We start from the raw sequence: 26405 nt of genomic DNA on the forward strand, positions 1-26405 counted from the left end.
ATGATTACATGATTACATGATTACATGATTACATGATTACATGATTACATGATTACATGATTACATGATTACATGATTACATGATTACATGATTACATGATTACATGATTACATGATTACATGATTACATGATTATGTGATCATGTGAGTGTAAATAACCGGAGAGAGATATGAGTAAAGTTATTTCATTATTAAATGGGAAAGGGGGGGTTGGAAAAACTACTTCCTCTATTAACATAGCTACAGCTATAGCAAGAAAAGGTCATAAGGTCGTTGTTGTTGATACAGATCCTCAAATGAGTATTGGTAACTGGTTTGAAGATAACAAGTGTGTATTTGATGTGGTTTATGCAAGCTCTGAAAAAGAGGTTTATTCTATTAAAAAATCCCTAAAGAACTATGATTTTATAGTGATTGATGGTGCGGCCGCAATTTCTGCTATATCTTCGGCAGCAGTAATGGTTAGTGATTTGGTTATTATTCCTGTCACCCCATCTCCATTAGATTTTGCTGCTAGCGCTGCCATTTTAGCGGTTATTGAAGCTAGAAACGAATTACAGCCGGTTAAAGCAAGGTTCCTTATTACTAAAAAAATCAATACAGCAAAGATGTTACAGCTTCTTAAGGACTCGATTGCATCAACTGGAGTTGAAACATTAAAGACAGGAATAACACAACGGCAATCTTACATCAAAACTATGTTGGATGGTGGAACAGTCTATGATACTCCTGATGGGCAAGCCAAAGGTGAAATAGATCTCATTACAAATGAGATAATGGAGATTATCAAACAATGAGTAAGTCGCCTAAAATAATGAAATTAGGGAATAACGCTCATTTAAATAAGGCGTTAAGTGAGATAAAGCAACCTTCTCTACCTACTAAAAAATTGCAAATGAATATGCCAGAAGAATTACATAAAAGGTTTAAGCTGGCATGTTTATCTAATGAAGTAGATATGACAAGTGTTGTTATTGAACTAGTTGAAAATTGGCTACAAGAAAATATTGAACAATGATATTAAAATAAGCAAAATAATTTCGTGGTGTGAGATTGTTATCCTAATGCTATTTATTTATCATTTATCATTTATCATTTATCATTTATCATTTTACACGATTACATGGTTACACGATTACATGGTTACATGATTACATGATTACATGGTTACATGGTTACATGGTTACATGATTACATGATTACATGATTACATAATATTCCGTTGGACTGCTAAGCAGTAAAAATACGTATTTGAAATAGTTGATTGATTTTTGCCTGTTAAACCTAAGACGTGAAATATAAACTGGAAAAACGCTTAAATTAAAGTGGTATTGAAACCGGCTTGGATTTAAGTCGATTACCAACGTTCCAGGCACGTAAACTCTATTCCGTGGTAGTAGAGCGAACAGTGCGAGAATTGAATGGCGAATCGTGTCTTCAGCTGGAAGAAATCGCCCCCGCGAAGCAACAAATTATTTGTTCGCGCTCATTTGGCCATAAAGTGATGGATTATGAGTTGGTTCGCCAGTCAGTGTGTGCGTTTGCTGAACGCGCGGCGGTTAAGCTACGAGAAGAAAAACAATACTGTCGTATGGTAACCTTATGGATAGAGAGTAGTTATTTTACGACCCAACAACCTCATTATCATGGACATGAAACTCAGGCATTGGTTTATCCTTCTCAAGATACTCGCGATATTATAAAGGCAGCGGTTTCAATATTAGAACGTTTATGGCAACCCAATGTAAAATACAGTAAAAGCGGTATTATGCTCAGTGAATTTTCCCCTTCAGGGCAAACTCAACTCAACTTATTTGAAAGTGGCCCGCATTTTCGCCATAGTGGTGAACTGATGCAAACCATTGACCACATTAATCGAAATAAAGGGGCAATTTGGTTTGCAGGTCAAGGCATTCAATCTCAAGCGATGCCCTGGAAGATGAAACAGCAATTTTTATCCCCACGTTGGACGACAAAATTCACCGATATTCCACTTGTCCGTTGTTAGCGATAGATTAATTATTAATCAATCCAAAAGTTCTTCGTATAATCACATCATTAAATGACTTATCCACATAAAAAATATAGGTTATCCCCTGAATTTGTGGATACCCCTTTTGTGTGTTTACGTGTGCCGCCATCGCCTTTCGCTGGGTATTGAACCCATCGAATGTCGAACGCCGGTTATTCCCGTTGACCCACAATCGGTGCGGGTTTCCCGTACACTTTCGTTCACCCAGCTTTTTTGGGCTGGGTTCACTGGCTCACCTCATGTGGACAACCGGAACAACCGGCTTAAAGGTCAACGGCTGCGCCTTTTTCCGTTTTCAACGTGGCGCAAAGGGCAGGGGTGCAGCTCCCTGCGGGACCGCCCCTGGTTCACTGCTTAGCTTTGCTAAGCGTTAATGACGACTTGCCGTTCGCTTCTCTCGCTGCAAGTCGGGTGTCGCCATCTTCATCCCCTGTGTGATTAATCTTCCATCGTGTTCACCGCTTGGCCTAGAACATAGCCTCACCTCGTCATACAGCAAGGGTAGATAAACTCCACCAAAATTCTTGCCGCGTTGCTTACCAACAATTTTGCCTCCGCCCTTGCTTGCTTCCTCGTCTCGGCTCTGTGTGGCCTTTGCAGCGGGGAACTCGACGAAAGAAATCATTAACACAAAGGAGGATTCAAATATGTCATCACATCAAAACCTTGCAGCAAAAGAATCTAACGAAAGAAGGGGTAAAAAAATACTGACTGACAGTCAGAAAGCGGATTTGTTGCACTACATTGCGCCGTTAACACGGTTATTAGAACTGTTTGAGGGGGATATATCACCGGAGTTATACGATGAAGAAATCACGTTGCACAGCGATGCGTTCGATTCCAACAGTATTTTTATGAAAGACGGTTATCCAATCGGCTTTAGTGACAATTTAAACAACGTGTTCTATCTGCGTCCTGAGCTGATTCAGGCATTTTAGGTGCTAAGGGAGTTGTTGAGCCTCCCTTAGCTTAGACACAAAATAACTAGGAGTTCATTATGTCTACATTAGAAACTATCATTAACCCGAAACAACGTAAAGGCAAAAAAGCGGTTCAAGCCGAAGCGATTTATCAGGCATTGGACAGCATGAAAGCGCATGTATTACCGTTATCGTCCTTGGTTCAAAGTGAACTGAATGTCCGTAAACGCCCTGTGGATGAAAAAAGCCTGTCTGAATTAGCAGACAGTATTCAAGCCGTCGGGGTATTACAAAACTTGGTGGTTTACCCGATGGACAATGACGTCTATGGGGTTGCAGCGGGTCAACGCCGTTTACTTGCTTTGCACCAATTGGTGGAGAAAGGGCATATTGCGTCAAGCTTTCCGGTTCCTGTTAAAATTGTGCCTGAGTCGGATGCGTTGATTATTTCATTAACAGAAAACAGTCAGCGTGAAGCGATGCACCCTGCCGACCAACTTCATGCGTTTATCGAACTGCAAAAAACAGGGCAAAGCACCGCTGAAATTGGCGACTTATTAGGATTTAGTACCCATCACGTTAAAAAATGTCTGCGTTTAGCCAATATGGCACCCGAACTGTTAATGGAGCTGGATGCGGACAATATCACCCTTGATCAACTGCAAGCTTTAACCGGCACCACCGACCACGAGCGCCAAGTGATGGTGTGGAATAATGCGTTTGGTTGGAAAAAAGAGCCGCGCCATTTACGTGAAGCGGTCGAAGAAACCAAAACCCCTGTCGAAAATAATCGACTGGTGAGCTTTGTCGGTTTGGTCGCTTACGAACTTGCGGGGGGAACGCTTGAAATTGACCTCTTTACGGAATCCGGTTTCATTGAAAATGCTCCATTATTAGAAAAATTGGCGCTCGATAAACTTACGGCATGTGCTGAACTGTTAGCGGAAATTGAGGGTTGGCAGTGCGGCATTGCCCGTTTAGAGCGCCCGAGTTTTTACGGTAATGACGGGGAAATCTTTTCTCTCAGTCATGCACCCGAGGCGGTCATTTCGCCTGAATTTGCGGATTTACTGGCTGAATTGCGTGCTCGTGAAGCCGATTTACGGGAACAAGCATTAAACGCTGAGGAATATCACGAACAAATCGACCTTTGGCAAGCGGTTGAAAATTGTGAACAGCAAATCGAAAGCATTAAACACCGCACCAAAAATCAGGCGTGGACAGCCGAGGAAAAATCAACAAAAGGCGTGGTGATTTATCTCGACCGTGATGGGGAGCCATGTGTTATTCGTGGTGTGCTTGACCAAGCGCAGCAGGAACAACAGCGCATCGAGGATGAAAGCCACTCAGAAAGTGTCAATGACCCATCGACTGCATCGGTTGTCATCGAGTCTAGCTACAGCGCGGCATTGTGGAAAAGCCTATCCTCGGAGCGCACGTTAGCGGTACAAGCGGCATTGACCCAACACCCGAATGTGGCTCTGGCGATTTTGGTGCATGATGCGTGTCTTCAGGTGTTTGGTTCACCGTATGCTAAAACCGCGTTTAACATTAAATTTTCACGCTCTCAGGACGAGTTACTCAAAAATGCCCCGACAGCCCAAGACAGTGAAGCGTTGCAGTCGTTAAATACGCAGTTTGAGTCTTGGTCAGTCCGTTTACCTGAGCAGTGGCAAGCGGATTTCACGTGGTTATTATCATGGGAACAAGCGGATTTAGTGGCGTTACTGGCGTTATGTGCAGCGCAAACTTTGAGTGAAGTCAATCAACATGCCCCACTCGATAACACGTTAGCGAAAGCCTTACTTCCGATTGAACAGGCGATAGCCTTTGATTTTCGCCAGTGGTGGCAACCGACCAAAGCCAATTTTTTTGGGCGTATCAGTAAAGACCAAATCAGTGACTGTTTAGCGGATGCAGGGGCATCGGATAAAGCCCTTGAAGCCGTCAAAATGAAGAAAGGGGATGCGGCGGAATTAGCTGAAAACACCCTTAAAGAAACACATTGGTTGCCTAGCTGTTTTCTCGATGTAAACGCTGACACTCACCACACAGATAACGCTCAATAATCACACTGGAGACACTGCCCTGAAAAGGGCAGTGTGCATAATCATGAAAACTATTCCAAACCATTTAGCCCTTGTACCGTTTAATGATCGTCAATATGCCGCTGCAAACGCCATCCTTTATGTTGAAGATAAAACTGAAAAAGGACAAACCCAAAAACGGTATCCGTATGCGTGTACGTTAATTCGATTTTTCACGGGTAACACGGCGGCGATAACGTGTCACGACCTGAAATATACGTTGGTATTGGCGTTTGACAATAAGCGCAAAATGCCGTCGAAAAATCGTTACCTTGCCGCCCTCGATACGTTTATTCAGTCCCGTGGATTAATTTGTCCGTTGCCGTTATGCGATCATCATGTCCGTGATTTTTTTCCTGAACTTGATTATCGTGACAATGAACGGCTAGAACGTAAAATTCAATCTCATGTGCAGGTCGAGAGTCGCGCGCGTCAAAAAGCCCAGATTAAAGCGGAGCAACAGCATCAAAATCGGTTAGCGCAAGCTGAAATAGCATTAGCCTTTATTACCCCAAGTGAATTTAAATCGTGGTATAACCGGTTTAATCGCGATGGGATTGAAGAGTATGATTTGATTGAATTACTGGTGAACTGGACAAGGCGATTTAAAAATTTAGACTTGAGAAAATACCTCGATTTTGCGCCGTTGTGGTCGGCACTGTTAGATTTCAATGAGGATATCGATACCCGATCATACGGTGAACAACTACTGGATAAGTATGCGATCCCCAATAAATTAAGTGGTCAAAAGGGCGTTTATGATGAGTGAATGGAATGTGATTTTGCTGGAAACTGAAGACAGTTTGGTGCTAATGATGCGCGGCGAGCACGCAAAAGAAACCGTCATTAACTCAGCAATTGCCGCTAATGAAATTTCTGAAAGTGACCGCGAAACGTGGTTAGCCTGTGAAGATATTAATGTGGGCTATTACAAGGCGGTGCCTAGAGAAGGGTATGCGACCTATTATTACCCCGTCAGTCAGGGAGTTAAAGGGGCATTTTTAGCCACATGTCTTGTGCTATTTTAAAGTTGTAAAACGAAAGAGAGTTGACTATTCGTCTGAAAAACAGACGGACGAAGCGTCGATATCTCATGCTTCGGTAACATTGAAAAATTCTGGTTTATAATGGGATAGGCGCTATTCAGAATTGGGTTTAATTGTGAATAACTTAGGTTTACATACCCTAGATAGGTAACTTTATGGATATATTAAATATTATATTCGGTGTGATAACCGCCATTAATGCAGTTGGGGCAATATTTTTATTCATCTGCCATTAATACCTGTTTCTATTTTAGACATAATAACAATGAGTAAATGTATTTCGTGCTTCCTAATTGATTAAATATTTGGTTCACGAAACAAGGTTATCGGTGGCGCTCAAAGAGGTCGAAACACTGGCCTCAACCCGCACGATGGTCGACGGTAAAAGCACGATGGAAATGACGGGTAACTTGGCCATGGCCACGTTTAATCACGATACTTCACGCGAGCACGACCCGCAGGTTCATACCCATGTATTAGTGATGAACATGACTGAACTGGCAGGGCAGTGGAAAACCCTGTCGAGTGATACGCAACAAAAAAGCGGTTTTAGTGAAGCAGTTTATGCTTTGCAAGTCTCATTGGGGCAGATTTATCGTCATGCTTTACGTGACCGCGTTGAAGGGTTTGGCTTAAAAACACATGAAACGGGCAAAAATGGGTTATGGGAAATCGTTGACGTGCCCGTCGTGCCCTTTTCTCAGCGCCATTCCCAAATTATGGATGCCGTTGGGCATGAGGCATCCCTTAAATCCCGTGATGTGGCAGCCTTAGATACGCGAAAAGTCAAAACAACCCCTGATAAAAGTGAGTTGTTAACCGACTGGTATGACCGTTTAGATAAAAATAGTTTTGGGACCGAGGAACGCAAAGCGTTTTATGCCCAAGCTGAACAGCGGGTTGCTGCTGGTGACAAAGGGTCAAGCCAACCGACGATACAGCCCGATATCACGCAAGCTGTGACGGGCGCGATTGCGTTACTCAGTGATAAGCAGTTAAGCATGACCTACAGCCAAGTGTTGTCGAAAACTTTGAATGGCCTCGATGCCAAAGCCGGCATGATAGGGCAAGTTCGTCAGGCGATTGATAAGGCAATTTCAGACCATCAATTGATCCCACTGGATGAAAAAAAAGGGCTATTCACGTCCTCCATTCATTTAATGGATGAGCTGAAGCTACAACACATTGCGGTGCAAATGAAGCAAGAAAACCGCACCGTGAGCTTTGAGGCGCGTAGCGAAGCGCTGAGTCCGGTCATGGAGAAAGTCGCGGATACACTGCCCAATATCGCGATTGTGGAAAGTAAAGGGTTGGGGAAAGGTCAACGGGACAGTGCGTATGATGCGGTTGCCATGGCGCGTGCACAAGGGCGTGACGTAGCCGTGGTGACAGTAGATAAGGCCGGATTGGCAGCATTTTCACACGACACACGATTCGCTGCTGTTCCCCTTAAACCGCTCAGTGAGGTTGAAAGCCTCAAGCCCAACAGTACCCTTGTGCTCGCGAATGCGGAAAAGTTGTCATTAAAAACAGCGTTATCGGTGTTGGCGCTGGCTAAAGACGCCAATGTCCAAGTGCTCATGATGGACAGTGGCGGGCGCAAAGGCACCGGTAACGTGCTGGCTACCTTGCAAGATGCGGGCGTGACTCAATTTAGTGCGAGCACGCCCACGGTTTTGTCAATGCAAACGCACCACGTGGGCGATAAAAATCAACGCTACCAAGGGTTAGCGGCGCATTATGCCCAGTTACAGGCCGAGTCGCGTGAAGTCGTGGCCCAAGTCAGCGGCGTTCGGGAACAAAAAGGGCTCACAGATGCCATTCGAAACACACTCACCGAGCGTGGCATGCTCAGTGAGAAGACCGTTACGGTGACACAGTTAAAGCCCATTTGGCTCGATAGTCACAGCCGTAAACAAATTGACAGTTACCAAGAAGGTCACGTGATGGAGCGCTGGAACAGCGATAAGCGCGAAGTCGAGCGCTATACCATTGACCGCGTGACCCCCGAAACGCGCTCGGTGACGTTGCTTGATAGTCAAGGCAACAAGCAGGTGATGAAACCCCAGCAGTTCGACGGGCAATGGAGTTTGTACGAAAAAAAGCCGCTTGTGGTCGCTGAAGGGGAGCAATTGATGATGTTAGCCAAGCAATCCAAACTCTCTGCACGTGACAGCGTCACGGTAACGGGGTTCATGCCCAACGCGATTATGGTTAATCGGGACGGCAAAACGCACCGCATTGATGTGCGTGATGGGGTAAAAGCCGATTATGCGTATGTCACTGCCCCGGGGCAACGTGCCAGTGATAATGCGATGGTGTTATTGGCGGCATCAGCACGTGACACTCAACCGACGCTACTTAATACCGCCGCACGTAGCGGGGAACATATTGCGCTGTATACCCCGTTGGACAAAATGGAAACTGAACGGCGGATGGCGCGTTCACCGGTTTATCAACAAGCGCGTCAATTAGCAGGTGTTGTCGGGGCGGATGTGCAGTCGATTGATGTCGCCAGCGATAAGGCGGCAAACGCGTTGTGGTCAGTACCGGAAAAAGCGTTGCAACAAGGGATGGTACTCGCGCAAGAAAGCCAAGTACTTTTCTCCCGCATCGATGCCATTGCTAAAACGTTGCCATTATATCCGACGTTGGACAGTCAATCGGTGGGGAAAGCTTTTGACCGCTTAGTCGCTGAAAAAGTCATCATCCCCGTGACTAGTGGGAAAGGTGCCGCCCAACAACACTACGTCACGGCTAGTACGTGGGAGATGGAAAAACAAATTCTGACCACTATTTTAGCCGGTAAAGGGACACAAACCCCACTAATGGAGTCTGTGCCCGAAGCTTTACTGGACGGTTTAACGGCCGGGCAAAAGGCCGCCACCCAATTAATCTTAACCAGTCGTGACCAGTTTGTCGGCATACAAGGCTACGCAGGCGTGGGGAAAACAACGCAGTTTATCGCCGTGTTAAAAGCGCTCGAAACGCTCCCAGCAGCGCAGCGACCCGAAGTGATAGGGCTTGCGCCGACGCATCGCGCCGTGGGTGAAATGGCCGCAGTCGGGGTGAAAGCCCAAACCCTCCATGCTTTTTTGATGGACGCTAACCAACGTCAGCAGCAGGGTGAAGTCCTCGATTTTAAAAACACCCATTTTTTGGTGGATGAAAGTTCGATGATAGGGAACCAAAACTTCAATGAAGCGCTTTCCATTATCGCCAAAGGTGGGGGACGAGCGCCGTTCTCAGGCGATAGGGCTCAGTTATTATCCACGGACAGCGGTACGCCGTTTGCGTTGGCGCAGCAGCGCTCTGCGTTGGATACCGCATTGATGAAAGAAATTGTGCGTCAAACACCCGAGCTTCGCCCCGCCATTGAAGCCGTGATAGCCGGTCAGGTTAAAGACGCGCTCGCTTTGCTCAATACCGTTACGCCGGCGGTGGTGCCGCGCCGTGAGGGGGGCTTTGTGCCGGAACAGTCGGTGATGGACGCGGGCGACAAAGTCATTGCGCAAATCATTGAAGATTACCGTGGGCGCACGGCAGAGGCGCAAGATAATACCTTAATTGTGGTGCAAACCAATAAAGATAAGGATTTAGTCAATCAAGGTATTCATCAAGTATTAGCCGAGCAAGGGCGGCTTCAAGGCAAGATGGACGTCCCTATCCTGGTACGCGAGAAAACCCGTACCGAAGAACTACTCTCAACCGCGGGCATGGCCAAGCATGACGGTAAAATTGCGCTCATCCAAGAGCAGTATTATCGCATTCAAGCGACCCGAGAAGGCGTTAACGATGGCGTGGTTAATCTGATTGATGAAAATGGCAAAGCGCATCTACTGTCGGCGTTTGAAAGTAGCTTACGCAATGTCGATATTTATCGCCAAGAAAGCCGTCAGATTTCGGTGGGTGAGCAAATCAACTTTACACGTACCGATAAAGAGCGGGGACGGGTGACGAACAGTGAATGGCGGGTCAGTGGTCTGAGTGAAAATGGGCAGATTGAAATTTCCAACGGGAAAACGACACGAGAGCTCAACCCTGCGCGTGAACTGACCGACCAACACCTTGATTACGGTTATGCCGGCACGGCGCACAAAGCGCAAGGGGCGAGCAGTCTGTATGTCATCTTATTGGGCGGTGTGACGGAGGGGCGTAAAATGTTGGCGTCCCTGCGGGATGCCTATGTGGGGCTCTCGCGTACCAAAGAGCATGTGCAAACCTACAGTGATGATTTAGAAAAATGGTCAGGTCGTATTCAAAACCCGCAAGTGCGTAAAACGGCGCATGACGTGTTGCTTGCCGACCAAGACCGCGCAGCAAAAACAGGCAATGCCTTGTATGAACGGGCACAGCCGCTCAATGAAACCGCCATTGGTCGTGCGCTCAGCCGCCAAGTGGGCCTCGGTGAGCACCATGAGGCTAAGTTTGTGTACGCCTCGGCAAAATACCCCGAACCGCATGTGGCATGGCCAGCTTACGACCCACACGGTAAATCGCAAGGCGTGATGTTGCAAGTCATTGACGTTAATCAGGATAACCAATTGCAGGGACTCAGGCCGGAAGGGCGCTTACTGGGCAGTGAGCAAGCGGCATTTTTAGTGGTGCAAGCGAGTCAAAATGGTCAAACGTCGATTGTGTCCTCGCTCGATACCGCGCTCAAAGCCTTATCCGAAAATCCTGATAGCGGCGTAGTGGTACAGCTTAATGCCGATGAACGCCTGCACACCGCGATGATTGAAAAAATTACCCAAGGGGAAGTGGATAAGGCCTACACTCATCCCGGTACGGGGCAGGATGATAAAATAGCCAATGACCCGATGTCACTCAAAACGCCCGAAGAGCAGGCCGCGGAGAAAGCGCTTAAATCCGTGGAAGCCGAATTACGTCAACAGGCTGAAGGCGATAATCCGCCAATGCCTGAGCAAAAAGAAACCGCACTTAATCAGGTGATTGAACAGGAACGGGCGGTGTTACTCAATGGTGAGCAGAGCCTAGAACACGCTAAAACCCACGTGATGGAAAAAGCCACACAAATGGAAAGGCAACATCAACAACGCGATACCCTGCGCCAACAGGAACGCGAAATCGTGATAGAAAAAGACCGCGATCGCGAAATGGGCGATTAGTCGGGCTTTAAAACCGTTTTAACCTCGATTGTTAACAAATTCCGCCAGATGATATATGGCACTCTTCCTCATTAAATACTTTCGTATTATCACAAATTTTGTGATTTTAACACGTCTTTATCGTGTAGACGTTGCTTGAATGGGCTGGGAGTGCTAAATTGACCGACAATTGATGTGAATTTTGTGGTCGCCACGCCGAAAGGTGGTAGAAAATGGGAATAGGTCAGAAGTTTAAGATTGAACCCAAATAGAAAACCCCTGAAATCTTTCTCAAACTTGGCGGAATGGTAAGATTATCAGGGGCTCAACTAGCAAATCCGTTAGGGCATTGTTGACGTCCTAGTGGGGAGTATAGAATTATGCAGAAAAAAATTCAACTCTTTCCGCACAACATAAGTGTGGAGATACATGAATGATACCAGCCTCCTACAGCCAAATCCTTGTTCTCATGGCAAAATCCATCGACATTATGCGCCTAAATTTAGTGGGGCCTTACCGCAATTAGTGCCCGTGCGTCGCTTTGCCGCGGCGTTAAAACGCCACGATTGGAACCGTAACCCGCAAATCTACCAATTACGTTGTGATAGAAAGCAGCGCATTTCTGTGCGCTCAGAGCGTCGTGAAACGTTTGATGCCTTAGCATTAGCCATGATTGCCTACGCCGATTATAACCCGGAAAGTGACACCTTATTTGAAGTGATGTGCTCGGTGGAGAAACTGGCGCAGTTGTGTGGGCAATTACACCGCTATGACAGTGGGCGTAAAAGTTACGACCCGATTTTGCATGCCCTCCATGACTGGGAACAAGCTCAACTGATTATCATTGATCGTGATTTTGATGTCGACGCCAAGCAATACAAAGCCATGCGGATTTGGATACGACCGGAGTTTTTTCACGGACTCGGCTTTTCCAAAACCGAACTGCGTGACGTGGTGACACGCTTTCGTCGTTGGATGGAGCGCAAAGGATTACGTGACAGCTACCAAAAACGTTATGCCCAGCATGTGTTGCGGTTGACGCGTTCGAATGTGGCGTCACTGGATAATAAACACGCCCTCAAAAACCTGCTGAAGAAGCTCAAAACGTTGGTCATTGGTGAAGATACGACGCTAAAACAAGAGAAAGCCCACCTTGAAGCTGCGCTCAAACATAAACAAGCCTTAGCCAAATCGACACAAGCGCCTGAAAGTGAAGCTCACGCGGCGTGGCGACAGTATAACGCCTGGAAAATGAATCAACCGTTTGCGGTAGTACATGCGTTTGAGCAAGACATGAAAGCGCGTTATCCGAACGTGCACGGGCAAGCCTGTTATCTCTATTACGTGAAACATTTGCCGGACCAATAACCCTTAACTGGAATTTTTTACCGCCTTGACTGGCGGTGTTTGTGTTGGTTTTTTTCGTGATTTGATGCTTTTGTTGGTATTCACACCGCTATTTTTTAGCGGGATACACAGGGATTGACATTACTGATGACGCTTTTGCTGATTTATACTTCATTTAACTTCGAATGGGGTTTAAGGCATCAATTAACTTCGAATTCGTTAATCTTAACAGTGTTAACTTCGTCCCTAGCTTCTGAACTAAAACGACCTTTTTATAAAAGGAGATGCGGCGCTGTTTTCTTCACGCCGCGCACTTAAAGATAAAACAAAAAACAATAATGCCTTCGCTTACAAGCCACTCCGTGGCTGCCGCTCAGAAAGACGTTGCAAGAGCGTGCTCTATCCTCCGTAAGCGCCGCACAGCGTCGCTAACGCGCAGCTACAGCCGTTCGGCGGGTCTACGCCCCTTGCCCGTCTCACTGCGTTCGTTGAAGAGGATAACAACATCTGTATCGCTGAATGTCCGTGGGGCTTAATCAGGACGAGGGGGGTAATGAGGCATTAAATACATTGTGACCGCTAACGCGGGTCTCGACGGCCCTAACCTCATTGCGTTCTCTTTGGCAGGGTTTGCCGTCTGATGCCCTACGGGCAGGTGATTTTGCTTAAATTTCGTGATAATCTTGTATTTAATCAGTTGAAAGAACACGCCTTTTTGATGTGAGCGCTTATGGAACGAAAAACACTGTCGTTAAAACGCCCCTCGACCGCTGAAAAATCGGATAGCCCATCAACCCCGGTGGTGACAGCTCGGCGCAAGCAAGTAGTGATTAATACGACACGACGCCCCCCGAAACCGGCTAACGTGTCTCCGACTAAAAACGTCGCCCTTAAAAAAGCGAAGCCCCCCGTTAAGCCGGCAGAGGTCATCAACGAAAAAAAAGTGGTTCCGCCGACACCGCCGAAAAAACACCTGCCTTTAGATGAAGCGATGTCCGAGATTTCAGCCTATTGGCCTGATTTATTTCCGGCAGGTCAATTGCGTCCGATGGCTATTGGCACAAGGGAGATGCTGCTTGCGGACAAAGAAGCCAAAAATCTCGATATTTCGGTTAAGAAACTGAAACGTTGTTTATCGGCCATCAGTTATTCACTGAAATATCGTACCACTCTCATGCCTGAAGCTGTCCGTTATGATAAAGACGGTCAACCGGCGGGCAGGGTTACCGATAGTGATGTCGCGGATACGTTAAGCCGTATTCAGCGCATCGCTAAGCAACAACTCAAGGCATTATGACAAACCCGATACGCGCTACCGTCACGGTCGAAGAAAAAAATCACTGGTTAGGCAAGCTGGCTTTCAGTCCCCTTGTTACGCTCAATTTGGTTTAAGTAATGAATGCTAACACTAGACCTCATACGGAGAGGTCATTCTATGTAATAGTTAGCTAAAATCGCGTTTATTTTTCCTTTTTTAATTTTCATTGCGCGGGGATCCTCTCACTTTGAATATATTGTCAGTAATTGAGTGAACTGGCAGAAAAACACTAGGAGGTCTTCGTGAATATTGCACAATGCTTGCAAGATAAAGGCGAAAGTGTCGCCAACACGCTAAAGGCAGATAGCGACTGTGACTCGAGGTTTGTTGCTATGATAAAGCGCCAATAGTTGACAATCCCATACTGTGTTCAAGTATGCTAAGAATACGACTATCCGTATTTTCGTCAAATTTTCTCGCAAATAAATTCTGGCTATTTATGAGCATTTCTGAATCTTTAGTTAAAAAATCACGTGGGCGTAGTTTAATGTCACTGGATCCAACCCAGTCAATTTCTCTTTTATCATCATAAATTATCTTAGATTTAAACGTGGTATTCATTAATACGGTCTGAAAAAAACTTTCATCTGGAATTAATGTATTACGGTAAAAATGTTGAGTTCCGCGCTGTAAGTAATAAATTCGCAAAAACGTTTGCTTAATATCATCCACTGATTACCTATATACGGCGTCATACCCGTAATAAAAGGCCTTTTAGCGGTAGTAGAAATAACCAAGCTGCCTTTTATTTCTTGAACATAATCTTTTATTCTGTGCATGGTTTCTGGCCTAACCAAGTCTTGATTAACGATTTTTATAAATTCGTAACTATTAAATTTACTAAGATAGTCCATGATGATGGATTGTTTTTTTAATGGAAAATCCTGTCCACTCAGATTTATGAAATAATCCCATTTAGCACCACTGGTAACAAGTTTTTCAATACCACGTAACTGGGCGTCGACTAAACTATACCCGCCCCATATTGCTTCTTTACTTTCTAATACTGAAGTATTTTGATAATTTTGTAAAAATATACTTATTTCATTAAAAATATTTTTACCAGCACGTTTATCTATATGCACTACATAATGATTTTTTTCGGAATAAATTGATTTAAATAAACGTTTGAATTGGTTCGGATAACGGTGGATCAACATGAAGTAGGCAATCATATAAAATACCTTAGCATTTTAATTTAATATGTTTTTAATATTAAATTTGAGGTTGGCAAATGATAAATAACTTCAGTTATAAATCGCATTTGATTGTTTTACTATTCTATTTGTTTCATGATAATTAATTATCAATTTTTGGATGTTAACAAAATTTGATAATTTTAAATATCAATGCTGCTCTTTATTTTTAAAATAATAACCACAATGAGGACAAATCATTGTTATGTTTTTTTTAATCTATGCAAGCTTTGCTGCATTATGCGTGAACATTTAGGGCATGTGACTTCTACTGATTTATCATGAAACATCGTAAAGCCATTAAAGATAAACATATCTTTTATCCAGCAGTGACGTTGAACTCTAGTGTATGCCTAAATATACTAAATAGCTTGCTATTCCTTGCATTTTCTCGCTTTAAGTGGGAGTAAGGGAGCATTTAAAAAGAAAAATGTTATATATCAACCTTGATTTATAAAGAAATAATTTTTAATTATTTTAAATGTAAAAAATAAACAATCAATAGAATTTAAGAGGCTTTTAAATTAAAATAGAATAACGAAATTAATGATGAAGTTCAATGTTAGCATGGATTAAATAGTGATATATATGATATAAAAACCACGTTATTAAAATAAGATTATAAATGATTGTAAATATTAATTAAAATTAACTATCGTTGTTGATGATTTTAATCCAACATATTTCACTCAACTTCTAAAAAATAATTTTTATATTTTATATTTTATATTTTATATTTTATATTTTATATTTTATATTTTATATGGAATTACATAACATTGAGTTGGGTCTTAATCTCAGGTTTAGTTGATTTCTATCAATATTCCTCATCGATAAAATAGCCCCAAAAATTAATTACTGAAAATTTGATAGCTATAGCTAAAATCCTTGATAGTTCTACACGCTAAAACGCCTCATAATCTAAAGAAGTAGCTGTTAATATCATCCTCGACTAGCTTAATAGCATCTGAGAACGCCGATATCGGCTCTTTGGCTGCAATAATCCATTCTTGTGATTGATTCATGCGATATAGATTCCAACGTGTATGGGGACGATTTAGTACCATTTTAGCGATAGGTGATTCATATTTTTTCTTATTGATATAATTAACTCGGCAAATGACTACATCATTACCCCAGATTCGATATTCTAAATCTATCTCATCCCTAATGAAGGCGGGAGGGCGGCGCTTATTCATAAAGAGTCTCATGTACCGCTTGATTTGTGCTACTTCTATGTCATTAAGTGCCAAATTATCTCCTAAAAGAGGTTAACTATCGGCGGAACTAGACTTTATTTTTACGTTCGCTCACTTTTGTTGATGTATTCAATAACTGCAACATAATATATCTCACTTCGTGAGTTATTACCTGATGTTATTGGTTTATGTGCATTACTGATACTAATAAATTAATAATCTAGTCCCTATCTCTGGTTTTGTTGAATATCTTGATGGTTAGAAAACTGAATGTCACTTTTACCTTTATATCCTAACCAATTACACATAATGCCGAGGTCAGAACACTTATTTTATCGATAAGCGGCTGCTTATACTTTATCATTTAGGCCGTTTTGTATGCGATTATCTGAATTTTAAGCGGATTTTTCTTATAGGTTAGGGTTAGTTTGAATATCTAAAATTATTGTACTTAAGACTATTTTTAGATGTGAAATGCTTTATTAATTCCTACCCATAGGAATGCCCTAGAGTATTTACTTGAGTCATCAAATAATCAGCCTTCATAGCAGGGTTCACCGGTAGATAAAATAAATAGTAGTGCGTGTTAATACCTTGATGGACTTAATAGCGATGTAATCGCGGGCATTACCTAAGAGGCTCTACCTCACTATTCTCCAGCCTGTCGTCATGTAATTTTGGTGTGTCATAGAAAAAAGTTAGCGCTACACGTGACAGAATAAGTAGTTGAAACACATGAGCGAATGCTGAATAGCCTTTATCAGTAAAGTTAAAAGAATACGGGCAGAGCGTATTCAGCAAACCGGAAAATTGATTCAGGTGGTTTATATTTTTGTTTTTTTTAATACTAAGGGTGTTAATATGTAATAAATAATAAACTATAGGTTTGCTATTTATATCATATTCATACCTAAGGTGTACAAATGTCCTCTAAAATAAACTGGCTGATTACTCATACATCTCCTGGCTCGATTGTTTTACAGCAATGGTTGACTAAGAACGGAGTGAGTTACTCCTTAACCCAAAAGTATACGCAAAGTGGCTGGCTGAAAAAGCTATCTTCGGGTGTTTACTACAGGCCTGAAACCAAGCCAGATTGGGTCGATGTCTTGCAAGCGATGGATATTCAGTTGTGTACTCCTGTTCATTTGGCAGGATTAAGTAGCTTAAATTATCAAGGATTGAGCCATTATTTACAGCTAAGAAAAGAACAAGTTTGGGTTGGGGTGAAATGTAAGCAATCATTACCCAAATGGTTTCGAGAGTTTCCTAACCAAGATTGGTTTTATTGTGGTAATTCTAAATTTCAAATAGCCCCTGAAATGGATTTGAAATTAATTACAGTTAAAGGGAAAGAACTGGTCGCCAGTCGCCCTGAACTTGCTGCTTATGAAGTTGTTGATGCAATTGGTAAGCAAATATCTTTTGGGCATGCAGCAGAGCTTTTCCAAGGGCTAGTAAACCTTAGTCCTAAAAGGGTGCAATCTTTACTTGAACGAAGCCATGCTATTCAAACCAACCGAGTATTCTTGTTTCTTAGTCATCATTGTGGCCATCAATGGGTGCAACACCTTAATGAAACAAACATAGAATTAGGTTCAGGAAAGCGTCAGGTTGTAGAGAAAGGTCGGTTTGATGAGCGTTATCAAATCACCGTGCCAGAATCACTGAATACAAAATAGGAAGAACAAAAAAATGGATAGAGACAGTCCTTACTATAAGCAAGTTTCGCTGCTTATTAAAATGTTGCCCGTCATAGCAACAGAGTCAGCATTTGCACTTAAAGGCGGCACGGCTATAAATTTATTTGTGAGGGACTTTCCTCGTTTATCAGTAGATATTGATCTCGCTTATATTCCATTAGAGCCCAGAAATGATGCGCTCGCAAATGTTAAAGCCGCGCTTATACGGATCACTGATTTAATTAATACTCAAGCTGAGACTCGAGCTGTATTACAAGATCATAAAGTCGATGAGCTTCGTATTATTGTTACTAGCCCTAGTGGCACAATAAAGGTTGAGGTATCTCCTGTTGCTAGGGGAACGGTATATCCCGAGACATTTTTGTTGGGTTTTTAACTTATGTATTAAGTCATCCAAGGCCTATTAATGAGGTTATGGATCCTAACTGGAAGCCGCTTGATAAGACATTTCAAACAGAATTTGATGGAATGACCTTGGTCAACATTGAACTTGAAGATTTGATAGCGGTAAGACCTGCCATGATGACTGCATTACAGACGCATTTCACCGAAAAAGATCGTGCATTTTTGTTATCCTTTAAGCAAGGAAAACCTAATTGGGAACTATTTGACTATCCTAGTGCTGAAGGGTTGCCAGCAATACGTTGGAAATTACAAAATATCGCGCAATTAGCTAAAAACCAGGACAAATATACAGAGCAGCTATCTAAATTAGAGTTGGTGCTTGATATGTGGTTTCATTCAGCAGATAAAAATTAAAATAATAACAAAGGATAAGTAACTAATTGATTTAACATTTGGTAATGATATTTTATCCTTTGGAATTAGAGTTTGATAAAGATGTTAATACCTGAGGGTTTTGATGCCCTGTATCGTCAATATAAACAATAACAATATTTTCATTAAATATTTAAATGATTTAAAATCAGCTACTGAAACCTAAAATTTCAGATAAACATTAATTCTTAGGTCTGATTATTTATATAATGCATTGATGATCAGACTACTTTTCATTAAACCTTTTTCAACTGTTTGTTCTTGGGCATAAGGCTTTGCATAAAAGCTAATATCAAATTGATTATTCTGATTGGCACTAAAACGTTTGTTTACGCCTGATAAGTCAATTGGAGTAGCATCTAACCAAGATAAATAAATTCCGACACCCGATAAATTGGTTTTAAGTTCGCCCCCAAGGCCATTATGTAATGCGCCTTGACTACCAGGAGTCACTTTGATATCAATATAATTAGGTTTAAATCCACTTTTCTGACAGTCTATAATAAATTGCGTTTTCACCGCAGGTTGTTTACCAGACAGTAAATCTCCTTCATTAATAACGTTAAAATCCACTATTTTATTAAATCCTTTTCCATCATTAATATTACAAGTGATCGTAACGACATCCAGAGAAATGGCCAATACAGTCTCAGGGAGAGCTTCATCTGACAGCGAGAGTGGTGAATAAAAACTTAAGCAAGAGGCCATAAAATACGCGTATATTTTTTTGTTCATACAAAGACTCGCATCAGATATATTTTATTTTGATGGTGATATGGGTGTTCCCATTGCCTAAGCTAATGGACTGACCGCCCAACGGAAGCACAACCGGTTTTATTTGCAATTTAATTTTCATCAGTGAGGCCTCCGGTTTTTTTAAAAACAGCTCTTTTCCCATGGGGACACCTTCGCTAATGGAACCTATTTGTTCATCTTCCCAAGACACGAGATAGCCAAGAGTAGGGTTTTTTGAGCCAATATAACCGGATACCCCTAGGGTTAAATTGGGATTGGCAGGTTCAAAGCGTATTGAAATCCGCTGGGGCTTAATCGTGCCCGAACAATCCAGTGAGAGGGTCGAGTGCCCTTCAATTTCACCTGACAAAATAGTAGCCGTATCAACTGGCCCAAAAGCCACATTATCTACCGTAGCCGGTAAGCACGTGGCAATTTGGACATTCATACTAAATTGCGATTGAACAGCACCGCCAACGATGGATGCCGGTTTTAGCTCGGCGCCATAACCTCTCGTTGTACTGAATATTAACAGGCTGATAAGCAAAATAGATTTGAACATAGCGACCTCAATTAATTGAATGTCAGTTTAATATTTAACGCGGTATTAGCCGCTCCCGGAGATACAATTTCACCGAGCGCAACGGGTTTAACTTTAATTGGGATCGTAAAACTTGCCGCGTTGGGTTTATTGGTTGGTGTCACGGCGGTACCGTTAACGGTGATGGCAGTATCCAGAGGTTTTACTGTCGAATCGCCCCACCGCAGTTGATAACCCACAGTCGAATTGAGCTTGGTATTAATAATGCCATTCGCCACGTCTTTAACACCATCTGCTGCTGTAAATGTGAGTGTGTAATTTGCCATTGTTGTATCACAAGCAATCGCCAGTGACATTACTTTGTCGGCGACCGTTCCTTTTTTAATATCACCTGCGGCTTGGTCACCAAAGGCGATATCTCCCACTGTTGCACTACAAGACGCCTTGACCGTCATGCTTAAATTTGAGGTTACGGTACCCCCGGTAACATTTGAGGTAAAGCTTGTAGCACCGGCATAAAAGGGAAATGAAAATCCAGCGAGAATGAACAGTGATTTCGTTATCATAGTTAGTTCCATTTAATTTAATTTCACATTAATCGTTAATGCGGTATTTACGAGTCCAGGAATAGGTTGTGTTGACAATGCAACTGGCTTAACGGTTATAGGGATCGTAAAACTATTGGTTGTTGGTTTTGTGTTGGGGCTTATTGCAACGCCATTTACCACAACAGCACTATTTACGGGTTTAACCGTGTTATTACCCCACGTGAATTGATAGCCGACAGAACTATTATCTTTCACATTAATAATTCCACTGTTGGCATTATTCGCGCCATCTCGACCAGAAAAACTGAGGGTGTAGGCCGGCAGCACGCCATTACAAGTAAAAGCCACATTAATGGTTTTGCCCGCTATCACATTTGCTTTCACGTCTGTGGCGGTTTGGTTACCAAAAGCTACATCATTAACCGAAACTGCACAGGAAGCATTATTTATCAATGTCATTGATGTAGGTGCACTAAATCCAACAGTTTCTTTTTGTAATGTATTACTGTATTCACCTATGCGAGAGTAAAAGTTTCTCGTTAGCATATAGGTGGGGTTAACAGTTATTTTTCCTGGAGGGGGTTTTTTTGCTAAATATACAATGCCAGAATCAGTGCCGCCGCCAGGTCCAGCTAGCGCTGTATATCCTGCTCCTACTTTTTTATAATCAGCTAAGAGTAACCAAGCGGTATTATTGCAACTCGCTGTTGATCGATATCTAAGATAACCATCAGGAGAATTTTTATCGGTAGTGCTTTTAGGACAGGTAGCAGGTGAGGCTCCAAACTTATCGACGATATAGATGAAGTCTCCATTAGTATTACCAGCACCGCTTGTTGCACGTAAGCATTCACCTGTAAAGCTTATTGGTGATCCAGGTACTCCAAAAGTATACAATTGGTCGCCTACATTTTTACTCGTAATATCTATTTGAGCTGGAAAATTGTATTTTAATGATACATTTCGGCATCTGGCCGCGGATGCATCAAAAGAAATCAGTAATACCCATAATATCATTAAACAAAAGGCGTTCTTTGCCATTTCAATGTCCTCACGGCAGCTCAATAATACGTCGGGCACCATAGTCATCAATGGCTTCAATGCTCACTTTGCCCGATAAAGGGCGCTGTAAATTCACCTCACTGAAAGGCGGAAATAAGCTGATGGACTGCTCAATCTCTTTGGATAACGGTAATGGACTGTTATTCACCGATACTTGAGTTAAGGCAAAATAATACGGGGTGGGGTTCTTTAATATTGAACCGCTGTACGTTAGGCCTTTTTCGGCATCTTCTCGGCTTTCTGCCAAAACTTTAGGCCGATAAATCAGTTTAACTTGGGTATTTAAGGCAACAGCAAGGACATTACCTTCATCAGCAGAGGCAACGGGGGGAATTTCCTGCACATTCAACCAAAATAATGATTCTCGGTCTTTGGGTAAAATATCATTTACGTACAATAAACGGATTAATTGCTTTTCTTCGCCCCCGATTTTAAATAAATTCGGAGCCGGGACAAAAAACACGTCATTACCCTTAAGATTATCAACCCAAACTTGACCCCCGTATGTTTTATCGCTGTTATTTTTGACCTCAATCGCGATATTTTTCCGGCCTTCATCATAAATAAAACGGGTGCCATTAAGTGTAAATGCAGAGTATGCATTAAAGCAGGTTAATGACGATATCATTAAAATAAAAATGGATATCAGTTTACTCATTGCATTCAATCTCCGTGATTTTATTATCATTTGATTCTATTTTCTCTAAATTCAAGGTGCACTGTTCCCCTTTCGGGGATAAGACAAAGATTGTCTTAGGTTTATTTAATAAATTTAATAATAGAACACCACTGTTCGAAACGAATCCCACGTATTCATTATTTTCTGTTCTCACCGAACTCCCTGCAGAAACAAACTCGCCATTTTTCTTTTTCAGTCGCAAAATATAGCGATGAATTGTTGAATATTTAAATTCACGGTAAATAATGGCTTTATCTGTCGGGACAAATTGTTGAACGGAGTCCAGTAATTCAATATTATTGGGCACTTCTTCGGTATTAATTTTTAAATTATTCTCAATATAGGGGGAGATCCCAATAACCGTATTTCCCTTTCCATCAGTAGGCGGGGAATCATTAAATGTGACATTTTTAATGTCTTTAATTTTTGCAATTGCAACGGTATCTCGTCTCACATTACTGAATAACAATCCCGTTTCTTGGGTTGCCAATAAGCTTCCCGATGCATTAACTGATCCGGTTGTTTGGTGCGCATTTTGAGAAACAGCAAAACCGGTATTAATCAAGCGCTGGTCAACGCCGAAATAAGCGGAATTTGACCAGTTATCCCGATCTTTATTGGTATTTATACTGTAGTTAACTTTTTCGTTAATACTACCAGAAATTCCAGAGTTAAAACTGGCTTTGTTTCGTCGGTCGTAGTTGACGGAATTTGTCCAAAAGTGATTTTTATCAAAGACACTAAAGGGAATATTCACCCCGACAGAAAAAACATAATTATCACGGCTATAATCGTTTAATTTTTGATAATCTGCCGAAAACGATAAATCGATACCTTGGAGCGCGGTATTATAAGTAATGTTGGCGCCTACCTCGTTGCTGATAGCATTGCGATAGGTTTGTATCCAGCCAGACAAGCTTATAAAGCTCCCATCAAAATTTTGCGATAAGATAGTTTCATAACGTTCTTTACGGTTACTTCGGTGATACAAGGCATTCGGGTTAAAATCATTAAAATCAACATAATCTTTGCCGGTGTATCGGTAAGCCAATAATTGTAGATTTGTATTGTCTGTTAATGAATTTGCGTATTGAAGCATATAGCTGATACCCGATTGGCGAGCTTCTGGCATCGTTGGCGTTTGCTTTTGAAACGTACTCACGGCTGTATTGACGTTAAACGAGATTGCGCCAAATTGGCCTAAATCTTTACTTGCCCCTAAGGCGGCACTTTTATAATTGTTATGCAAGATACCGGCAGTATGGAATGAAAAATGGGTTAACCCATAGTCAAATGCACCTAAAAAAAACAGGCGATTTTCTCTTTTCCCGGCAATTTCTCGTTCACCAATGGCGACATTATAATTAGTTTCATTTGCCCGTAATAAAGACGAAAGTGTCGCAACTGGATAGTAACGAACGGTTTTCGTTCCATCATTTTCTTCCACGGTGACGGTGATATTTCCGTTACTGACGGGGGCAATATCTTTTAATTGGTAAGCCCCTGCAGGCACTACTTGAGAACTTAAAATATAGCCATTTTGAGATATCGTAATTTTGGCATTGGAATTTAAGACACCAGATATAACCGGTGCATAGCCACGCATTTCCCAGGGGCGCATATCCCGCTCAGAGCGTAATGCCATGCCATAAAAAATAAAATTGGGTAATATTGATAAAGCGGTTAATGTTTTACCGGCAATAAAACTCCCTTGTATTGGTTTTATCGCTGTGGATATTGTGGCTTCGGATGTTTCCGTGCCGGAATCTTTTAGATAACTGCTGCGAACAAAAGCAACCCAGCGGCCGACGTTAGAATATAAGTCAAAATCACCGTACATTTGTGTTTTTGACGAACTAGTTTTAGAAACATAGCCAGAGTAGTTAACTTTAACGCCCGTAATACCATAATCCCAATTTTGTTGATTTGTAGTTTCATCCAACGCGATTTGAGGAATACTGAAAGATAATGTTTGTTTAGCCTTATCAAAGGTCACTTGGGCGCCAGGATAATGGCTAATGTCATAACAGTTTCTCTCGGGATTAAAATAATTCTCAAATAAATTTAAATTAATCGGTAAGGCTAATTTCGTTATCCAGTCTTTATTGAGACATAGCGTTTCTTTATCTTCAGGTAAGATAATCAGCTCTTTTTTATTCATCGAGCGACGATTGAATATCACCTCAACAATATAATGCCCGGCGGGGTATTTTGCCTTCTCATCAAAGACACTTTTAGCTTGCGGTTGAACGCCTCCATGCAAGAAATCCATATTTAAATCAGCACAGACGTAAAATGGCGTGGCTAACAGGGATAACATAAAGGCATTAATTGGTTTTAAGCGCATTGATATTATCCATCACTATTGGTCATTAAAAATAAGGGTCAAAGACCCTTTAATAAGATTTTTATATCCGAATTAATTCTGGCGTACTTGATTTTTATTAAGTTCAATTCCAATTGATATTCATTTAGTTATTTTATTCACTTAAAAAAGTGAATGAACAAATATTAGGAATGAGGGTCAAGTACTAAAGAATAGGATATTATTTATAGGCTACCGCATAAGTTGCGCTTGAAATCACGGTACCTTCGGTGATTGTTTGCCCTGCGGTTGCCGCCATTCTGGCTTTAAACTTCATATTGCCAATGGCATCGGTGCCGTTACCGAAATCAACACTTTGACTGTTATAAGTCACATCTTGATTAGCCGTTGTTGAATTAACGGCGGTCAACTGAATAGAGACACCGTTAGCGGTTCCTTTCATATTTGCAAGACCGGTATTCGTGAATCCCGCACTCTGCCAACCTACTTGACCACTGGTTTTTTTCAAACATTCATCTGTACGCGGGACTAACTCAAAATTAACATAGTCACCGTGCGTATCTGCTGTTGTCATTTTGCCTAAATCAATCGTAGACTTAACTAATCCCCCGATTTCAGTATCAATGTCACACGTTTCTGACGTCACAGCGCCAATAAATTGAACTTCACCCGTATTTGCGGAAGCATATCCCCCAAATAACGCGGCACCGATGATGGCTGGTAATAATAGTTTTTTCATTGAATCGTTTTCCATTTTAATATAATTGAACATCAAAAATAATGATTGAATCACGCTATAAAATAATATGAATTAATATTTATCACTTAATCCATTATATGATAAAAATTCATCCCAAGATGTTTCTAATATGATTAATATGTCATTAAGTAAGGTGACAGTAATCTTTGTAATACCATTTTCATATCGGGAAATTTGCTGTTGACTGACATTTAGCATCATCCCTAAATCTTTACCTGTTATATCCATTTTCTTTCTTTTGTTTTTAATAAAACATCCTATTTTTTTATTAAAAACATCCAGTTTAATAAGATCAGAATGGTAATCTTTCACAGTTTTAACTCTCTTCGATTATTAAATTTAAATATCTGATATAACAGGATGACGAGGAATGTATAATAACAATGAACCTGAGTAAAAACGTTTATATCGATCGATAGGTCATTTGTTATAGGTTGCGCCTATCACAAGCTGGATATTGATCGTTATTGCCGATCTAAGTGGTCGGTGAAATTTATTCAATATATTGATATATAATAATTATTATTGTTTATGAGTTTTTGACGATAATATAATTGTTATATTATTATTACAGTTTTTAACATCTTAGGGATGGAATTTAATTGAATTATGATTAACATAGAAATATATAATTACACTTGGTTACATTTTTTATTTGTCAGGGATATACATACAAATAAATTATTATTATATATAAATAAATAACAATGATGGGAGTTAAATTGAGTTAGTAATTAATATATAAAATATCATAGGGAATTTAAATAATGCAGAATATTCTTATTTTAACGTATTTTTCATACGACGATTAAATAGTTATGGCTCTTTGATATTGAAAGAATAAAAAAGTTTAATAGGGAATATTAGCTAAATATTATCAGAACCCTCCCTGTTATTATTAGGAAGACTATTTTAGCGGCTGAACGGAGCGCTTTATCAGCCTTCAGAGCTAATAAGAATATGATGCAAAAATTAACAATAAACATTTTCCTATTAAAATCGGCGTTATAGAGCCAAAATA

21 protein-coding genes and 1 pseudogene are annotated in these 26405 nt (G+C 41.5%); 12 read left to right on the forward strand and 10 right to left on the reverse strand.

Features of this window, described 5'->3' with window-relative positions:
* Nucleotides 1-170: 170 nt before the first annotated feature.
* The 10 genes from parA (at nt 171) to AAZR93_RS20685 (ending at nt 13837) form a co-directional block, all read left to right on the forward strand.
* Nucleotides 171-797 carry a ParA family partition ATPase gene (parA, locus tag AAZR93_RS20640; RefSeq protein WP_265503756.1) on the forward strand — a complete coding sequence of 209 codons (627 nt, stop codon included), beginning with the start codon at nt 171-173 and terminating at the stop codon, nt 795-797.
* On the forward strand, nt 794-1018 hold the full coding sequence (locus tag AAZR93_RS20645) for a plasmid partition protein ParG (RefSeq protein WP_434720934.1): 225 nt from the start codon (nt 794-796) through the stop codon (nt 1016-1018). Before parA ends, AAZR93_RS20645 begins: the two co-directional genes overlap by 4 nt.
* 324 nt (nt 1019-1342) lie before the next feature.
* Nucleotides 1343-2008, forward strand: a complete 666-nt coding sequence (locus tag AAZR93_RS20650) for a DinB/UmuC family translesion DNA polymerase (protein WP_434720935.1) — start codon at nt 1343-1345, stop codon at nt 2006-2008.
* 671 nt (nt 2009-2679) lie between these two features.
* Nucleotides 2680-2970 carry a hypothetical protein gene (locus AAZR93_RS20655; protein WP_434720936.1) on the forward strand — a complete coding sequence of 97 codons (291 nt, stop codon included), beginning with the start codon at nt 2680-2682 and terminating at the stop codon, nt 2968-2970.
* A 59-nt stretch (nt 2971-3029) separates the two neighbouring features.
* Nucleotides 3030-5021, forward strand: coding sequence for a ParB/RepB/Spo0J family partition protein (locus tag AAZR93_RS20660; protein WP_434720937.1), 1992 nt, complete (start codon nt 3030-3032; stop codon nt 5019-5021).
* A 43-nt stretch (nt 5022-5064) separates the two neighbouring features.
* Nucleotides 5065-5808 carry a plasmid SOS inhibition protein A gene (locus tag AAZR93_RS20665; protein WP_434720938.1) on the forward strand — a complete coding sequence of 248 codons (744 nt, stop codon included), beginning with the start codon at nt 5065-5067 and terminating at the stop codon, nt 5806-5808.
* Complete coding sequence (locus AAZR93_RS20670) at nt 5801-6067, forward strand: hypothetical protein (protein ID WP_434720939.1); 267 nt, start codon at nt 5801-5803, stop codon at nt 6065-6067. The genes AAZR93_RS20665 and AAZR93_RS20670 overlap by 8 nt, the downstream gene beginning before the upstream one ends.
* 323 nt (nt 6068-6390) lie before the next feature.
* Nucleotides 6391-11214, forward strand: coding sequence for a MobF family relaxase (mobF, locus tag AAZR93_RS20675; RefSeq protein ID WP_434720940.1), 4824 nt, complete (start codon nt 6391-6393; stop codon nt 11212-11214).
* A gap of 408 nt (nt 11215-11622) precedes the next feature.
* On the forward strand, nt 11623-12561 hold the full coding sequence (locus AAZR93_RS20680; RefSeq protein WP_434720941.1) for a RepA family replication protein: 939 nt from the start codon (nt 11623-11625) through the stop codon (nt 12559-12561).
* Between the two features lie 709 nt (nt 12562-13270).
* Entirely contained in the window at nt 13271-13837 is a 567-nt protein-coding gene (locus AAZR93_RS20685) for a ProQ/FINO family protein (RefSeq protein ID WP_434720942.1), read from the forward strand.
* A gap of 614 nt (nt 13838-14451) precedes the next feature.
* Here the strand turns inward: AAZR93_RS20685 and AAZR93_RS20690 are convergent.
* Together AAZR93_RS20690 and AAZR93_RS20695 are read right to left on the reverse strand one after the other, a co-directional pair.
* Entirely contained in the window at nt 14452-15033 is a 582-nt protein-coding gene (locus tag AAZR93_RS20690) for a beta-1,6-N-acetylglucosaminyltransferase (RefSeq protein ID WP_434720943.1), read from the reverse strand.
* A 935-nt stretch (nt 15034-15968) separates the two neighbouring features.
* Complete coding sequence (locus AAZR93_RS20695) at nt 15969-16307, reverse strand: DUF3024 domain-containing protein (RefSeq protein WP_434720944.1); 339 nt, start codon at nt 16305-16307, stop codon at nt 15969-15971.
* Between the two features lie 869 nt (nt 16308-17176).
* Between AAZR93_RS20695 and AAZR93_RS20700 the strand changes: the two genes are divergently transcribed.
* Nucleotides 17177-17935 carry a type IV toxin-antitoxin system AbiEi family antitoxin gene (locus tag AAZR93_RS20700; RefSeq protein ID WP_265495343.1) on the forward strand — a complete coding sequence of 253 codons (759 nt, stop codon included), beginning with the start codon at nt 17177-17179 and terminating at the stop codon, nt 17933-17935.
* Between the two features lie 13 nt (nt 17936-17948).
* Nucleotides 17949-18715: pseudogene (locus AAZR93_RS20705) on the forward strand (nucleotidyl transferase AbiEii/AbiGii toxin family protein).
* A 216-nt stretch (nt 18716-18931) separates the two neighbouring features.
* Here the strand turns inward: AAZR93_RS20705 and AAZR93_RS20710 are convergent.
* The 8 genes from AAZR93_RS20710 to AAZR93_RS20745 all read right to left on the reverse strand — a co-directional run bounded on the left by AAZR93_RS20710 (nt 18932) and on the right by AAZR93_RS20745 (nt 25696).
* Nucleotides 18932-19468 (reverse strand): fimbrial protein, encoded by a 537-nt coding sequence (locus AAZR93_RS20710; RefSeq protein WP_265495209.1) that lies wholly within the window; start codon nt 19466-19468, stop codon nt 18932-18934.
* Nucleotides 19469-19481: 13 nt separating this feature from the next.
* Nucleotides 19482-20030, reverse strand: coding sequence for a fimbrial protein (locus AAZR93_RS20715; protein WP_265495210.1), 549 nt, complete (start codon nt 20028-20030; stop codon nt 19482-19484).
* Between the two features lie 11 nt (nt 20031-20041).
* Nucleotides 20042-20575, reverse strand: a complete 534-nt coding sequence (locus AAZR93_RS20720) for a fimbrial protein (RefSeq protein ID WP_434720945.1) — start codon at nt 20573-20575, stop codon at nt 20042-20044.
* Between the two features lie 12 nt (nt 20576-20587).
* The gene (locus AAZR93_RS20725; protein ID WP_265495212.1) at nt 20588-21598 is read right to left on the reverse strand and encodes a fimbrial protein; all 1011 of its coding nucleotides are present in this window, start codon (nt 21596-21598) and stop codon (nt 20588-20590) included.
* Between the two features lie 10 nt (nt 21599-21608).
* Nucleotides 21609-22277, reverse strand: coding sequence for a fimbrial chaperone (locus AAZR93_RS20730; RefSeq protein ID WP_265495213.1), 669 nt, complete (start codon nt 22275-22277; stop codon nt 21609-21611).
* Nucleotides 22270-24645 carry a PefC/AfrB family outer membrane usher protein gene (gene pefC / locus AAZR93_RS20735; protein ID WP_434720946.1) on the reverse strand — a complete coding sequence of 792 codons (2376 nt, stop codon included), beginning with the start codon at nt 24643-24645 and terminating at the stop codon, nt 22270-22272. Before pefC ends, AAZR93_RS20730 begins: the two co-directional genes overlap by 8 nt.
* A gap of 199 nt (nt 24646-24844) precedes the next feature.
* On the reverse strand, nt 24845-25363 hold the full coding sequence (locus tag AAZR93_RS20740) for a fimbrial protein (protein ID WP_265503749.1): 519 nt from the start codon (nt 25361-25363) through the stop codon (nt 24845-24847).
* A 72-nt stretch (nt 25364-25435) separates the two neighbouring features.
* Nucleotides 25436-25696: a helix-turn-helix domain-containing protein gene (locus AAZR93_RS20745; RefSeq protein ID WP_265503750.1), complete on the reverse strand. Its 261-nt coding sequence runs from the start codon at nt 25694-25696 to the stop codon at nt 25436-25438.
* Nucleotides 25697-26405 lie beyond the last annotated feature (709 nt).

The sequence above is a fragment of the Providencia sp. Je.9.19 genome, from assembly GCF_051129765.1.
In the GTDB taxonomy this organism is placed as follows: domain Bacteria; phylum Pseudomonadota; class Gammaproteobacteria; order Enterobacterales; family Enterobacteriaceae; genus Providencia.

Coding starts and splice junctions, on each gene's coding strand:
- AAZR93_RS20685 (WP_434720942.1), top strand. CDS start 13,271: ATGGAACGAAAAACACTGTCGTTAAAACGCCCCTCGACCGCTGAAAAA.
- AAZR93_RS20665 (WP_434720938.1), top strand. CDS start 5,065: ATGAAAACTATTCCAAACCATTTAGCCCTTGTACCGTTTAATGATCGT.
- AAZR93_RS20740 (WP_265503749.1), bottom strand. CDS start 25,363: ATGAAAAAACTATTATTACCAGCCATCATCGGTGCCGCGTTATTTGGG.
- AAZR93_RS20670 (WP_434720939.1), top strand. CDS start 5,801: ATGAGTGAATGGAATGTGATTTTGCTGGAAACTGAAGACAGTTTGGTG.
- AAZR93_RS20715 (WP_265495210.1), bottom strand. CDS start 20,030: ATGTTCAAATCTATTTTGCTTATCAGCCTGTTAATATTCAGTACAACG.
- AAZR93_RS20725 (WP_265495212.1), bottom strand. CDS start 21,598: ATGGCAAAGAACGCCTTTTGTTTAATGATATTATGGGTATTACTGATT.
- AAZR93_RS20645 (WP_434720934.1), top strand. CDS start 794: ATGAGTAAGTCGCCTAAAATAATGAAATTAGGGAATAACGCTCATTTA.
- AAZR93_RS20700 (WP_265495343.1), top strand. CDS start 17,177: ATGTCCTCTAAAATAAACTGGCTGATTACTCATACATCTCCTGGCTCG.
- pefC (WP_434720946.1), bottom strand. CDS start 24,645: ATGCGCTTAAAACCAATTAATGCCTTTATGTTATCCCTGTTAGCCACG.
- AAZR93_RS20660 (WP_434720937.1), top strand. CDS start 3,030: ATGTCTACATTAGAAACTATCATTAACCCGAAACAACGTAAAGGCAAA.
- AAZR93_RS20680 (WP_434720941.1), top strand. CDS start 11,623: ATGAATGATACCAGCCTCCTACAGCCAAATCCTTGTTCTCATGGCAAA.
- AAZR93_RS20720 (WP_434720945.1), bottom strand. CDS start 20,575: ATGATAACGAAATCACTGTTCATTCTCGCTGGATTTTCATTTCCCTTT.
- parA (WP_265503756.1), top strand. CDS start 171: ATGAGTAAAGTTATTTCATTATTAAATGGGAAAGGGGGGGTTGGAAAA.
- AAZR93_RS20655 (WP_434720936.1), top strand. CDS start 2,680: ATGTCATCACATCAAAACCTTGCAGCAAAAGAATCTAACGAAAGAAGG.
- AAZR93_RS20690 (WP_434720943.1), bottom strand. CDS start 15,033: ATGATTGCCTACTTCATGTTGATCCACCGTTATCCGAACCAATTCAAA.
- AAZR93_RS20710 (WP_265495209.1), bottom strand. CDS start 19,468: ATGAACAAAAAAATATACGCGTATTTTATGGCCTCTTGCTTAAGTTTT.
- AAZR93_RS20730 (WP_265495213.1), bottom strand. CDS start 22,277: ATGAGTAAACTGATATCCATTTTTATTTTAATGATATCGTCATTAACC.